The organism is Pseudomonas sp. PDM25, assembly GCF_019219045.1.
GTDB lineage: Bacteria > Pseudomonadota > Gammaproteobacteria > Pseudomonadales > Pseudomonadaceae > Aquipseudomonas.
This window is the reverse complement of sequence record NZ_JAHUWL010000012.1, coordinates 60721-73734: the sequence shown is the minus strand read 5'-3', so window position 1 is coordinate 73734 and position 13014 is coordinate 60721. Positions and strand designations below refer to the sequence as shown.

The following is a 13014-nucleotide window of genomic DNA, read 5'->3' as shown; positions in this document are numbered from 1 at the left end:
AATGACCAGTCGGCTTACTCACCTGCTGCGGCTGGACGGCTATTTCTGCGTAATGGCCTGGGTGCTGGCGGCGTTGTTGTTCATCAATCGCTTGAGCACCATGGTCAAGCTGTTCATGGCGTTGTACTTGCGCCAGGAACTGGGGCTTGCGATTGAAACCGTTGGCTGGTTGTTATCCGGATACGGGGCTGGTTTGCTGATCGGGTCAATGGTCGGCGGACTGCTCAGTGATCATTTCTCCACGGCGCGGCTCACTGCCGCGTTGTTTTTTGTCTCGGCATGGGTATTGGTCTTGTTGGGGCTGGTGACTGACGTGCCTTTGCTGGCTGGGTTGCTGCTGTTCAGCGGTGTACTCGATGGTGCGATTCGCACCCTTCATCAGCGGTTGATCATGGAGTATTGCCAGGTTGCGCAGCGTGCTCGTGCGCAGTCTTTGAGTCGTGTTGCCAGAAACCTGGGTATGGCGGTCGCCGGGGTGGTGGGTGGGGTGCTGGCGCAGACTGATTTTCGCTGGGTGTTTTTTGTCAGTGCAGCCATGACGCTGTTGGCGTTTTTGTGGTTTGTCCGAACGACATTTCATCGACCGGTCTTGATACCGGATGAGGTGCCTGAAATTGCTTCAGGTTCATGCGTACCGTATCGAAACAAACCGTTCCTGTGGTTGTTGGCTGCTGCCGTCGTGCTCGGCCTGGCCTTTGACCCGGTCTACAGCATGTTGGGCAACTATTTACTCGAGTATTACCGGTTGAGCACTGAAGTCATTGGGTGGCAATTTGCACTCAATGCAGTGTTGGTGGTGGTGCTGCAAATACCGTTATCTCATTGGAGTGAGCAATGGGGTACGCGCCGGCAACTGCTTGCAGGGAGCCTGTTATTGGCCTGCGGGCTCGGGATGTTGCCGTTGGGGGCGGGGGTGCTTTTTGTCTGCCTGTCGACCGTGATTTGGACGCTTGGCGAAGCTCTTTTCATGCCGCCCCTGAACGTGCTGGTCATGCAGCATGCGCAAGGAGGAAAAAGCGGGCATTACTTTGGTCTTTTTTTCATGTGCTGGAGTGCAAGTGCCCTGCTTTCGCCTGCGCTTGGAGGGCAACTCTATGGTCATTTCGGTGGGCATAGCGTCTGGCTCGCCAGTGCGGCTCTGGCGCTGTTGTCCATACCGCTGATTTATCAAGCGACTCGCTTGTCAGGACAGCAAAAGGTTCTTCCAACAGCGCGCGCCGAGCCTGCTTCACTTAGCTGATCCGGTTATAGACGTTATTCAAAACCAATCTCCCCACCAAGGGCATTCCGTCCATCCGTTAGCGTCCTATCTGGAGAACCGAATCAATCGGAACTAGATTCTATTCAACGCCAGAGAAGGCATCGCTGTTTCACCTACAAATGGATGGAATCGGCTATGAACAGGTTGCTACGCGTTTTATTGATGTTGAAAGTATTGGTAATGCTGACCCTCGGCAGTTCGGCGGTCTGGGCCGAGTGCGAGAATCACGATACCCAGGCTTCGAGCGGGCAGGTCGGGCAGGGTGAATTGATGCTCGCCAAGTCCGAATCGGAGCCGGGCGATCAGGGGCAGGGCGGCAGCGCAGACGATGACGACTCGACCACTGACGAACCGGACGATGAGGATGAAGGGGCTTAAGTGACAGACAAAAGAAAACCCCTCCTGCCCGACTGATGCGCAGCCGAAGCAGAAGGGGTTAGTGAACAGGTCGTCTATCCCTGTGGGAGCGAGCAGGCTCACTCCCACATTTTTATGCCGCGCCGTCGAGGAATTGCTCCGCGTAGTGGCAAGCCACCTGGCGGCTGTCGAGCAGGCGCAGGGCCGGCTCTTCAGTGCTGCAACGCTCGGTCGCGTACGGGCAGCGCTTGTGGAAAGCGCAACCCGATGGCGGGTTCAACGGGTTGGGCAACTCGCCGACGATCTTGATTTTCGGCTTGTTCGGGTCCGGGTGAATGGTCGGGGTGGCCGACAGCAGCGCCTGGGTGTACGGGTGCAGAGGACGCTCGTAGATGTCGTTCTTCGGGCCCATTTCTACCGGGCGACCGAGGTACATCACCATCACGTCATCGGCGACGTGTTGCACCACCGCCAGGTTGTGGGAGATGAACACGTAAGCGGTGTTGAACTCTTGCTGCAAGTCCATGAACAGGTTCAGCACCTGCGCCTGAATGGACACGTCCAGCGCCGAGGTCGGTTCATCCGCTACCAGCACTTTAGGCTGCAACATCATCGCGCGGGCCAGGGCGATCCGCTGGCGCTGACCGCCGGAGAACATGTGCGGATAACGCTGGTAGTGCTCAGGGCGCAAGCCCACCTGCTTCATCATCGCCTGCACTTTCTCACGACGTTCGGCGGCGCTCAGGTTGGTGTTGATCAGCAGCGGCTCGCCGAGCTGGTCACCGACCTTTTGCCGCGGGTTCAACGACGCGTAAGGGCTCTGGAACACCATCTGCACGTCTTTGCGCAATTGCTTGCGTTCAGCTTTGTTCGCACCGGCGACTTCCTGCCCGGCGATTTTCAAGGAGCCGGAGGACGGCTCTTCGATCAGCGTCAGGGCACGGGCCAGGGTGGATTTGCCGCAGCCCGATTCGCCGACGACAGCGAGGGTCTTGCCGGCTTCCAGTTCGAACGACACACCGTTCAGGGCGCGAACGGTCGCATGGCCCTTGAACAGGCCACGGGACACTTCGTAGTGACGGGTCAGGTCGCGGGCGGTAAGTACGACGGCCATTACGCCACCTCCTGATTCAACGGGTAGAAGCAGCGGGCGAGGCTGTTGCTTTTCGGGTCGAGGGTTGGACGTTGCTGACGGCAGGTCTCCTGCACGTACGGGCAACGCGGCGACAGCAGGCAACCCTGCGGACGGTCATAACGACCGGGAACGATGCCCGGCAGCGTGGCCAGGCGCGTGGCGCCGAGGCTGTGTTCCGGAATCGCCTTGAGCAGCGCTTCGCTGTACGGGTGCGCCGGAATGTCGAACAGCTGAGGCACCTGACCCACTTCGACCGCTTGGCCGGCGTACATCACGCACACGCGCTGGGCGGTTTCGGCCACGACCGCGAGGTCGTGAGTGATCAGCACCAGGCCCATGTTCTGCTCTTTCTGCAGGGCCAGCAGCAGGTCCATGATCTGCGCCTGAATCGTTACGTCCAGTGCCGTGGTCGGTTCGTCGGCGATCAGCAGTTTCGGTTCGCCGGCAATCGCCATGGCGATCGCAACACGCTGGCTCATACCACCGGACAGTTGATGCGGATAAGCATCCATACGGCTGGCGGCGCCCGGGATTTCAACTTTTTCCAGCAATTCGATGGCACGTTTGCGGGCTTGCTTGCCGGACATTTTCAGGTGCAGGCGCAGCACTTCTTCGATCTGGAAACCGACGGTGTAGCTCGGGTTCAGCGCGGTCATCGGGTCCTGAAAGACCATGGCCAGGTCTTTGCCGACGATCTGCCGACGCTGACGGTTGCTCAGTTTGAGCATGTTCTTGCCGTCGAAATTCAGGGCGTCGGCGGTGACGATCCCCGGATGTTCGATCAAGCCCATCAGCGCCATCATGGTCACGGACTTGCCGGAACCCGATTCGCCAACGATGGCCAGAACTTCGCCCTTGTCCACGGTAATGTCGAGACCGTCGACCACCGGAACGGCGTTCTTGTCGCCGAAGCGAACGTTGAGATTCTTGATTTCTAACAGTGACATTTGAATCTCCTCAGGCGGCGTTCTTGAGTTTCGGGTCCAGCGCATCGCGCAGGCCGTCGCCCATCAAGTTGATTGCCAGCACGCTGAGCAAAATGGTCAAACCAGGCAGACTGACGACCCACCAGGCGCGTTCGATGTAGTCGCGAGCCGAAGCCAGCATGGTGCCCCACTCAGGGGTTGGCGGTTGAACGCCAAGGCCGAGGAAGCCCAGTGCGGCGGCATCGAGAATCGCCGAGGAAAAACTCAAGGTCGCCTGAACGATCAGCGGCGCCATGCAGTTAGGCAGCACGGTGACGAACATCAGGCGTGGCAGACCGGCACCGGCCAGGCGCGCGGCGGTCACGTAGTCGCGGTTCAGCTCGCCCATCACCGCGGCGCGGGTCAGACGAACATAGGACGGCAACGAAACCACGGCGATGGCAATAATGGTGTTGATCAGGCCAGGGCCGAGGATGGCGACAATCGCCACGGCCAGCAGCAGGGACGGCAGGGCCAGCATGATGTCCATCAGACGCATGATGGTCGGGCCGAGCAAGCGCGGGAAGAACCCGGCGAACAGACCCAAAAGGATGCCCGGAATCAGCGACATCACCACCGACGACAAGCCGATCAGCAGGGACAGGCGCGAACCGTGGATCAGCCGCGACAGCAGGTCGCGACCCAGTTCATCGGTGCCGAGCAGGAACTGGAGCTGCCCACCTTCCAGCCAGGACGGCGGGGTCAGCAGGAAGTCGCGAAATTGCTCGCTCGGGTTATGCGGTGCCACCCAAGGGGCGAACAGGGCGCAGAAAATCACCAGCAGCATGAACAGCAGGCCGGCGACGGCGCCTTTGTTCTTGGAGAACGCTTGCCAGAATTCTTTGTAGGGAGACGGATACAGCAGGCTTTGATCGACTGCTACCGGTGTAGTGAGAGTGGTCATGGTCTTGATCTCAGCGCTGATGACGGATGCGTGGGTTGGCAAAGCCGTAGAGGATGTCCACCACGAAGTTGACCAGAATCACCAGGCAGGCAATTAACAGGATGCCGTTTTGCACCACGGGATAGTCCCGTGCGCCAATGGCTTCGATCAGCCATTTGCCGATGCCGGGCCAGGAGAAGATGGTTTCGGTCAGGACCGCACCGGCCAGCAATGTGCCGACTTGCAGGCCGACCACGGTCAGCACCGGAATCAGCGCGTTACGCAGGCCGTGGACGAACACCACGCGCGAGGGCGACAGGCCTTTGGCGCGGGCGGTACGGATGTAGTCTTCACGCAGCACTTCGAGCATCGAAGAACGGGTCATCCGCGCGATCACTGCCAGCGGGATGGTGCCGAGCACAATGGCCGGCAGGATCAGGTGATGCAGGGCATCGAAGAACGCACCGACGTCATCGGCCAGCAGTGTGTCGATGAGCATGAAACCGGTCCGCGGCTCGATGTCGTAGAGCAGGTCGATCCGCCCGGACACCGGGGTCCAGCCCAGGGATACCGAGAAGAACATGATCAGGATCAGGCCCCACCAGAAGATCGGCATCGAGTATCCCGCCAGGGAGACGCCCATCACCCCGTGGTCGAACAGGGATCCTCGCTTGAGTGCCGCGATCACCCCGGCCAGAAGGCCCAGGATGCCGGCGAACAACAGGGCGGCCATGGACAGTTCCAGGGTCGCGGGGAATAGAGAAGTGAATTCGCTCCAGACACTTTCACGGGTACGCAGGGATTCGCCGAGATCGCCGTGGGCCAGTTTGCCAACGTAATCCAGGTATTGGGCATACAGGGGTTTGTTCAGACCTAGGCGTTCCATTGCCTGAGCGTGCATTTCGGGGTCGACTCGACGTTCGCCCATCATTACTTCCACGGGGTCGCCTGGAATCATGCGAATCAACGCGAAAGTCAGCAAGGTGATGCCGAAGAACGTGGGGATCAATAACCCCAATCGGCGGGCAATAAAACTAAACATCTTGTGGTGTACCTCATCAGCCGGTTAGGCGTGCCTGGCGTCCCTGGGGTCAGGGACGCCGGGAGTTTTCTTATCTACTTCACCTGGGTGGTGGCGAAGTTATTAGTGGTGAGCGGGCTAATGTGATAGCCCTCTACGTTGTTACGCATTGCGGTGAACATACGGGTGTGCGCCATGCTGATCCATGGCTGGTCCTGATTGAAAACCTCTTGGGCTTGCTCATAGAGCGCTGCACGTTCCGCCGGGTTCACTTTAGCCCTGGCTTCATCGATCAGCGTCTGGAACTTCTCATTGCACCAGCGTGCGTAGTTTTCGCCGTTTTTGGCGGCCTCGCAACTGAGCATAGGCGTCAGGAAGTTATCCGGGTCGCCGTTATCGCCCGCCCATCCGGCAGAAACCATGTCGTGCTCGCCGTTTTTCGCGCGCTTGAGCATTTCGCCCCACTCCATGACGCGAATATCGACCTTGATCCCGACCTGGGCCAGATCGGCCTGCATCATCTGCGCGCCGAGCATCGGGTTCGGGTTGGTTGGACCGCCGCCGTTACGGGTGAACAGGGTAAACGTAGTGCCATCCGGTACGCCGGCTTCCTTGAGCAAGGCACGAGCCTTGTCCAGATCACGCGGCGGATTCTTCAGGGCATGGTTGTAGCCCAGCAGGGTGTCCGGGTACGGATTGACCGCCACGGTCGCATTGCCTTTGCCGAACAGCGCGTTGACGTAGGCGGCCTTGTCGAAGGCGATATCGATGGCTTTACGTACGCGCACATCGCTCATGTACTTGTGCGAGGTGTTCATGGCGATGTACGAGACGGTCATCGCGTTCAGTTCATCGACACTCAGTTTGGCGTCTTTCTTGATGCTCGGGATGTCATCTGGCTTGGGATACAGCGCAATCTGACATTCGTTGGCTTTCAGTTTTTGCAGGCGCACGTTGTTGTCGGTGGCGATGGCCAGGATCAGCGAATCAGCCGGTGGCTTGCCACGGAAGTAATCCGGGTTGGCCTTGAAGCGGACTTGAGCGTCCTTGTTGTAACGCTGGAAAACGAACGGGCCGGTGCCGACAGGCTTGTTGTTCAGGTCGCCAGTCTTGTTGGCCTTGAGCAACTGGTCCGCATATTCGGCGGAGTAGATCGAGGAGAAGGCCATGGCAATGTCGGCCAGGAACGGCGCTTCGCGGCGGGTCAGGGTGAAGGTGACCGTGTTGTCATCGATCTTCTCGACACTTTTGAGCAGTTCCTTGAAGCCCATGCTTTCAAAGTACGGGAAGCCCACGCTCGACAGTTTGTGCCACGGGTGATTCGGGTCCAGCTGACGCTGGAAGCTCCAGACCACGTCGTCGGCGTTCATGTCGCGGGTCGGCTTGAAGTAGTCGGTGGTGTGGAACTTGACGCCTTTGCGCAGGTGGAACGTGTAGGTCAGGCCGTCCTCACTGATGTCCCAGGAATCGGCCAGTGCCGGAATCACTTCAGTGGTGCCGGGCTTGAAGTCCGCCAGACGATTGAAGATGGTTTCGGCCACCGCATCGGCGGTGACTGCAGTCGTGTACTGGACCATGTCGAAGCCTTCCGGGCTGGCTTCGGTGCAGACCACCAGGGGTTTGGCCGAGACGCCAACAGCGACACTCAGCAACGCGGCTGCAATGGCCGCACGTAGGGGAAGCATTTTCATCAAAGAACCCTCTGCAATCGGTTAAAAGGACAAAGCCGAACGGCCGATTCGTCACTGAATCAGCCGTTCGGCAGGTTTATTACAGAATGTTGAACGGGATGGTGGTCACGAGACGGAACTCGTTGATGCTGCCATCAGACTGGTTCTCGCTGGCGCGGTGAGCGGTGTAGGTCGCGCGAACAGTGGTGGCCTTGAGTGGGCCGCTCTGCACGGCGTACGAAGTACCGATGCCGTATTCGTAGTGGGTTTCGCCGTCCATCGTGGTCACGCTGTCGTAGGCGCCACCTTTGTAGTGAGTACCATCGATACCCCAGCCGCGAGCCTGGTAGATATTGAATTTCAGACCGGGCACGCCGTATTCAGCCATGTTGAGGCCGTAGGCGATCTGGAATGATTTCTCGTTCGGGCCGTTGAAGTCCGACAGCAGGGAGTTGGCCAGGTAAATGCCGTTGGTTTCGTGCAGGTAGTCGAAGTACTCGTTACCGTTCACTTCCTGGTACGAGAAAGTCAGGCTGTGGGCCTGGTGGGTCAGACCAAGTGACAGGGAGTACGTGTCGTTGTCGATTTCGCCCAGCAGTTTTTTGCCTTCATCGACGGTTTTGTAGTAGTTCAGGCCAGTAGTCAGGCTCAGTACCGAGCTGTCACCCAATACATGGCTGGCGCCGAAATAGTACTGGTTCCACAGGTCTTCGGCCTGGGTGCCCCACAGACTGGTGGTCAGGCTCGCGAACGGCTGGTAAGTGATACCAGCGGTGTTCACGTGATCGGCTTCGATGACAGTGTCGGCGTATTCGGAGCGGAACTTACGCTGGCTCTCTTCGGTACGCGGTGAGTTGCGATCGAAGGTGCCGAGGTCGAACGACAGGTTCTCCAATTCTTCACTGTGCAGGCTGACACCCTGGAAGCTCGAAGGCAGTGCACGGTTGCCGATTACATCGACCTGCGGGCTGCTGAAGTTTTGACGACCGGCGGTCAGGGTGGTGTTGGATACACGCGCCTTGACGTTGGCCAGGCCCAGTTTGCTCCACTGACCCTGGGCGTCGCCGCCGTCTTTGGTCAGGGTACGGTTGTTGCCAAGGCCGCCAACACCATTCAGTGGTGCGCCACCGTTAGCAGACGCAAGGTCTTTACGGTCACGGTCCAGGGCGATGGCGTTGTAAGCCGCGACTTCAGTGCTGAAGCCGACAGTACCCTCGGTGAAGCCCGAGTTGTACTTGAGGATGGTGCCTTGGACCCAGTTGATACGACGATCCGTTTCGGTCGATACACCGTTTTTGTTGTACTTGAAATGGGCGCCACGCTTCAGTTGCTCGTTCGCATACCAGTTACGCGTGCTCCCGGTGATCGATTGGCCTTCGACAAAGCCAGTGGCTTCACTCTGAGCGCTTTTCTCTTTCACGGTAACCGGGGTGTACGCCTGGCTCTGGGTTTCTGCGTACGCCGAGGCGGTTACGCTGCTGATGGCCAAGGCCAATAACGCGGTGCTGCTCAGTTTCATGGGGTGACGCTCCTTTCTTTCTTTTTTTAATGCCGGTCTTATTGGGTGATCCGGCTATTTGGTTTGGAACTCATACAAGGCATCGCAAACGTTTGCTGTAGGCCGGATTGACGAATTACGGCAATACGCTTGCGTGAGGGCGGAATCCGCCCCCAGCGTTTCTGGCTAATCGGTTATTTTTCTATGCTGACGCCCGAGAACACGTTACGACCGAAAGGACTGACCTTGAATCCTTCGATTTTGGCGCTCAACGGCTGGTTAACCGTCGAGTGGGCGACTGGCGTAATCGGCACCTGCTGCTTGAGGTACTGCTGCGCCTGTTTGTAGAGCACGGTGCGCTGGTCGCGGTCGGTGACGACTTTGGCCTGCTTGATCAGCTTGTCGTAAGCCGGATCACACCACATGGAGTAGTTGTTGCCGCCAATGGCGTCGCAGCTGTAAAGCGTGCCGAGCCAGTTGTCCGGGTCCCCGTTGTCACCGGTCCAGCCGATCAGGCTGACGTCGTGCTCGCCATTCTTGGTGCGCTTGATGTACTCGCCCCATTCGTAGCTGACGATCTTCACTTTGAGCCCGATCTTCGCCCAATCAGCCTGGAGCATTTCGGCCATCAATTTGGCGTTCGGGTTGTAAGGGCGCTGAACGGGCATCGCCCACAAAGTAATTTCCGTGCCTTCCTTCACGCCGGCGGCCTTGAGCAGTTCCTTGGCTTTTTCCGGGTTGTAGGCGGCGTCTTTAATGGTCTCGTCGTAGGACCATTGGGTCGGTGGCATGGCGTTGACCGCCAGCTGACCGGCACCTTGATAGACGGCGTTGAGAATGCCTTGCTTGTTCACCGCCATGTCCAGCGCCTGGCGCACTTCGAGCTGGTCGAAAGGCTTGTGGCGTACGTTGTAGGCGATGTAACCCAGGTTGAAACCGGGCTTCTCGATGAGCTTGAGTGACGGGTCGTTTTTCAGCGCAGTCACGTCGGCAGGGCGCGGGTGCAGGGTGATCTGGCACTCATTGGCCTTGAGCTTCTGCACCCGCACCGAGGCGTCGGTGTTGATGGCGAAAATCAGGTTATCGAGCTTGACCCGACTCGGGTCCCAGTACTGCTTATTGCCGGTGTAACGGATGTTGGAATCTTTCTGGTAGCTCTTGAATACGAACGGCCCGGTGCCGATCGGCTTCTGATTAATGTCGCTGGGCTTGCCTTCGGCCAGCAGTTTGTCGGCGTACTCGGCGGACAGGATGGCGGCGAAGCTCATGGCGATGTTCTGGATGAACGCGGCGTCCACGCTGTTGAGCGTCATGACCACGGTCAGCGGCCCGGTCTTCTCGACCTTGGCGATGTTCTTGTTCAGGCTCATTCCGTTGAAATACGGGAATTCGGTCGGATAAGCCTTACGGAAAGGTTGCTGCGGATCGAGCATGCGATTGAACGTGAACAGCACGTCATCGGCGTTGAAATCACGGGTCGGCGTGAAGTATTTGGTTGTGTGAAATTTCACCCCTTCGCGCAGGTGAAAAGTGTACTTGAGACCGTCCTCGGAAATATCCCAGCGAGTGGCCAGGCCTGGTACGACGTTGGTGGCGCCTTTTTCGAACTCTGCCAGTCGGTTGTACAACGGCTCGGCGGCGTCGTTATCGGTCGCGGTCGTGTACTGCGCGGTGTCGAAGCCAGCCGGGCTGCCTTCGGAGCAGAACACCAGGCTGTTATTGGCGGCCTGGCTGATGGAAGTGGCGGCCAACAGGCCGGTGCCCAGCAATGCGGATAAAACCAAGGTATGGCGCATGACGCTCCCTTTCTCTTATGTGTTTTTCAATGAGCCGCCATCCCGTCCGGGGACGTGGAGGCATCATTGATCTCAAACCATGGCATGCAGCAATAACCGAGAGCCCACGCACGAACTGGTCAGATCCCGACGGTAGGAGCCGTGGGTCTGGCAGTAAATACGTAGAGTCCTAAAGACTCGTAGGAAATGGCAACGCGTCCGACGCCGCTGCTGTAATACTCAGCGGAATTGGATGTAGGTGGTTTCCTACTTTCTCGGCAGATAAAGCAACGGCGACGTCAAAAACGTCGCCGTTGCAAAACCTTATTTGCTGACGCTGACGCCGTAGAAGGAGTTCAAGCCAAACGGGCTGATCTTGAAGTCCTGCACGCTGTCGCGCATGGGTTGGAACACCGTCGAGTGAGCGATAGGTGTCATTGGAACGGCGTCTTTGAGGACGTGTTGCGCCTGTTTGTACAGTTCGGTGCGCTTGGACTGGTCGGTCGTGCGCTTGGCTTCTTTCACGATGCCGTCAAACTTCTTGTCGCACCACTTGGAGAAGTTGTTGCCTTGCAGCGAATCGCAGCCGAACAGCACGTTCAGCCAGTTGTCCGGGTCACCGTTGTCGCCGCTCCAGCCAATCAGCATCGCGCCGTTTTCGCCGCCTTTGGAGCGCTTGATGTACTCGCCCCACTCGTAGGTCACGATCTTGGCTTTGATACCGATCTTGGCCCAGTCGGACTGCAGCATTTCAGCCATCAGTTTGGCGTTCGGGTTGTACGGACGTTGTACCGGCATCGCCCACAGGTTGATCTCGGTGCCTTCCTTGATGCCGGCTTCCTTGAGCAGCTCTTTGGCTTTCTCAGGGTTGTACGGCGCATCCTTGATGGTGGTGTCGTAAGACCACTGGGTCGGCGGCATGGCGTTGACAGCCAGTTGACCTGCACCCTGGTAAACCGAGTCGATGATCTGCTGCTTGTTGACGGCCATGTCCAGCGCTTGACGCACTTTCAGTTGGGCCATCGGGTTCGGCTGATCGCTGCCCTTGATCTTGTCCATCACGTTGTAGGCGATGTAACCCAGGTTGAAACCAGCCTGGTTAGGCACTTTCAGAGTCTTGTCTTCTTGCAGCGCCTTCAGGTCGGCCGGACGTGGGAACAGAGTGATCTGGCACTCGTTCTTCTTCAGCTTCTGGATACGCACCGACGGGTCGGTGGTGATGGCGAAGATCAGGTTGTCGATCTTGACGTCGTCAGGCTTCCAGTAGTCCTTGTTCCCGGTGTAGCGGATGTTGGAGTCTTTCTGGTAGCTCTTGAACACGAACGGACCCGTGCCGACCGGCTTCTGGTTGATGTCGGCGGCTTTGCCTTCTTTCAGCAGCTGCGCGGCGTACTCGGCGGACTGGACGGACGCGAAACTCATGGCCATGTTCTGGATGAACGCGGCGTCGACTTCTTTCAGGGTGAACTTGACAGTTTTGTCGTCGACTTTATCGATCTTGGTGATGTTGGTGTCCATCCCCATGTCGGTGAAGTACGGGAATTCGGTCGGGTACGCCTTACGGAACGGATCATCCTTGTTAATCATGCGATTAAAGGTGAACAGCACGTCGTCGGCGTTGAACTCACGAGTCGGCTTGAAGTACGGGGTGGTGTGGAACTTCACGCCGTCGCGCAGGTGGAAGGTGTAAGTCAGGCCATCATCGGAGATGTCCCATTTGGTCGCCAAACCAGGAATAACGGCGGTGCCGCCGCGCTCGAACTGAGTCAGGCGGTTGAACATGGTTTCTGCAGAGGCGTCGAAGTCGGTTCCGGTGGTGTACTGACCAGGATCAAAACCGGCCGGGCTCCCTTCGGAGCAAAACACCAGGTTAGTCGCCGCTTGGGCGAAAGGTGCGCTGGCTAACAAGCTTGCGCCGACTAAAAACGGAATGACCGCGTGTTTAAGCATGGTGGCCTCATGATTTGTTGTCATTTTTGGAATTAGAGGACGACCTCGTGAGTCGACCTGCGGATACTTATGCAGGGGCCATACCCAATGCAAGATCCGGAGCGACCACAGGCGTTAAACAGTGGCACGAACGTACCTTAATGTCGCATTTGTATAAATTCGCGCGCATTTGACCGTTTGCGCAGGTTTTTTTCAGTGCAAATCGCGCACCTGTGCGGTGCGATCTGGATGTTTTGCGCACTCGATTGGAGCGCGGTGTTACTTATTTATACCCATCATTGAGGGGTGTGAACGGGGAGTGCGGGCCTGAATGAGATTGAGTTCTGGTTTGGTGGCCAGGTGGTTGTTGTTTAAAGGGTTGTTGTGTCTGTGGGGGCAGATTGTTTCGTTACTGTTTGTCAGTGGACATCTGTGGGGGATGCCTGGCTTCGGGATTTGGTGGGGGGGCTTGGGGGTGTTGGTAGTACCGGGGGGGGCAACCTTTGCTGCTTGCGGTAGC

10 protein-coding genes are annotated in these 13014 nt (G+C 58.0%); 2 read left to right on the top strand and 8 right to left on the bottom strand.

The genetic code is table 11. From position 1 onward, the window contains the following. The first annotated feature begins 1 nt into the window (after nucleotide 1). Both KW848_RS22140 and KW848_RS22135 read left to right on the top strand, forming a co-directional pair. Nucleotides 2–1240, top strand: coding sequence for an MFS transporter (locus KW848_RS22140; RefSeq protein WP_218538043.1), 1239 nt, complete (start codon nucleotides 2–4; stop codon nucleotides 1238–1240). 156 nt (nucleotides 1241–1396) lie between these two features. Further along, nucleotides 1397–1639 carry a hypothetical protein gene (locus KW848_RS22135; RefSeq protein WP_192410138.1) on the top strand — a complete coding sequence of 81 codons (243 nt, stop codon included), beginning with the start codon at nucleotides 1397–1399 and terminating at the stop codon, nucleotides 1637–1639. A 112-nt stretch (nucleotides 1640–1751) separates the two neighbouring features. On the opposite strand, the gene KW848_RS22130 is transcribed toward KW848_RS22135, so the two are convergent. The 8 genes from KW848_RS22130 to KW848_RS22095 all read right to left on the bottom strand — a co-directional run bounded on the left by KW848_RS22130 (nucleotide 1752) and on the right by KW848_RS22095 (nucleotide 12515). Beyond that, nucleotides 1752–2732 (bottom strand): peptide ABC transporter ATP-binding protein, encoded by a 981-nt coding sequence (locus tag KW848_RS22130; protein ID WP_033058071.1) that lies wholly within the window; start codon nucleotides 2730–2732, stop codon nucleotides 1752–1754. After that, nucleotides 2732–3700 (bottom strand): ABC transporter ATP-binding protein, encoded by a 969-nt coding sequence (locus KW848_RS22125; protein ID WP_111450435.1) that lies wholly within the window; start codon nucleotides 3698–3700, stop codon nucleotides 2732–2734. The genes KW848_RS22130 and KW848_RS22125 overlap by 1 nt, the downstream gene beginning before the upstream one ends. A gap of 10 nt (nucleotides 3701–3710) precedes the next feature. Beyond that, nucleotides 3711–4622 carry an ABC transporter permease subunit gene (locus KW848_RS22120; protein WP_111450434.1) on the bottom strand — a complete coding sequence of 304 codons (912 nt, stop codon included), beginning with the start codon at nucleotides 4620–4622 and terminating at the stop codon, nucleotides 3711–3713. 10 nt (nucleotides 4623–4632) lie between these two features. Continuing rightward, entirely contained in the window at nucleotides 4633–5643 is a 1011-nt protein-coding gene (locus KW848_RS22115) for an ABC transporter permease subunit (RefSeq protein ID WP_008148942.1), read from the bottom strand. 74 nt (nucleotides 5644–5717) lie between these two features. Next, nucleotides 5718–7313: an ABC transporter substrate-binding protein gene (locus KW848_RS22110; protein ID WP_192410139.1), complete on the bottom strand. Its 1596-nt coding sequence runs from the start codon at nucleotides 7311–7313 to the stop codon at nucleotides 5718–5720. Nucleotides 7314–7392: 79 nt separating this feature from the next. Beyond that, entirely contained in the window at nucleotides 7393–8811 is a 1419-nt protein-coding gene (locus KW848_RS22105) for an OprD family porin (RefSeq protein WP_218538042.1), read from the bottom strand. A gap of 173 nt (nucleotides 8812–8984) precedes the next feature. Beyond that, nucleotides 8985–10586, bottom strand: coding sequence for an ABC transporter substrate-binding protein (locus KW848_RS22100; protein ID WP_218538041.1), 1602 nt, complete (start codon nucleotides 10584–10586; stop codon nucleotides 8985–8987). Nucleotides 10587–10889: 303 nt separating this feature from the next. After that, nucleotides 10890–12515: an ABC transporter substrate-binding protein gene (locus tag KW848_RS22095; RefSeq protein ID WP_111450430.1), complete on the bottom strand. Its 1626-nt coding sequence runs from the start codon at nucleotides 12513–12515 to the stop codon at nucleotides 10890–10892. Between the last annotated feature and the right edge of the window lie 499 nt (nucleotides 12516–13014).

Coding starts and splice junctions, on each gene's coding strand:
- KW848_RS22135 (WP_192410138.1), top strand. CDS start 1,397: ATGAACAGGTTGCTACGCGTTTTATTGATGTTGAAAGTATTGGTAATG.
- KW848_RS22110 (WP_192410139.1), bottom strand. CDS start 7,313: ATGAAAATGCTTCCCCTACGTGCGGCCATTGCAGCCGCGTTGCTGAGT.
- KW848_RS22115 (WP_008148942.1), bottom strand. CDS start 5,643: ATGTTTAGTTTTATTGCCCGCCGATTGGGGTTATTGATCCCCACGTTC.
- KW848_RS22105 (WP_218538042.1), bottom strand. CDS start 8,811: ATGAAACTGAGCAGCACCGCGTTATTGGCCTTGGCCATCAGCAGCGTA.
- KW848_RS22095 (WP_111450430.1), bottom strand. CDS start 12,515: ATGCTTAAACACGCGGTCATTCCGTTTTTAGTCGGCGCAAGCTTGTTA.
- KW848_RS22100 (WP_218538041.1), bottom strand. CDS start 10,586: ATGCGCCATACCTTGGTTTTATCCGCATTGCTGGGCACCGGCCTGTTG.
- KW848_RS22125 (WP_111450435.1), bottom strand. CDS start 3,700: ATGTCACTGTTAGAAATCAAGAATCTCAACGTTCGCTTCGGCGACAAG.
- KW848_RS22130 (WP_033058071.1), bottom strand. CDS start 2,732: ATGGCCGTCGTACTTACCGCCCGCGACCTGACCCGTCACTACGAAGTG.
- KW848_RS22120 (WP_111450434.1), bottom strand. CDS start 4,622: ATGACCACTCTCACTACACCGGTAGCAGTCGATCAAAGCCTGCTGTAT.
- KW848_RS22140 (WP_218538043.1), top strand. CDS start 2: ATGACCAGTCGGCTTACTCACCTGCTGCGGCTGGACGGCTATTTCTGC.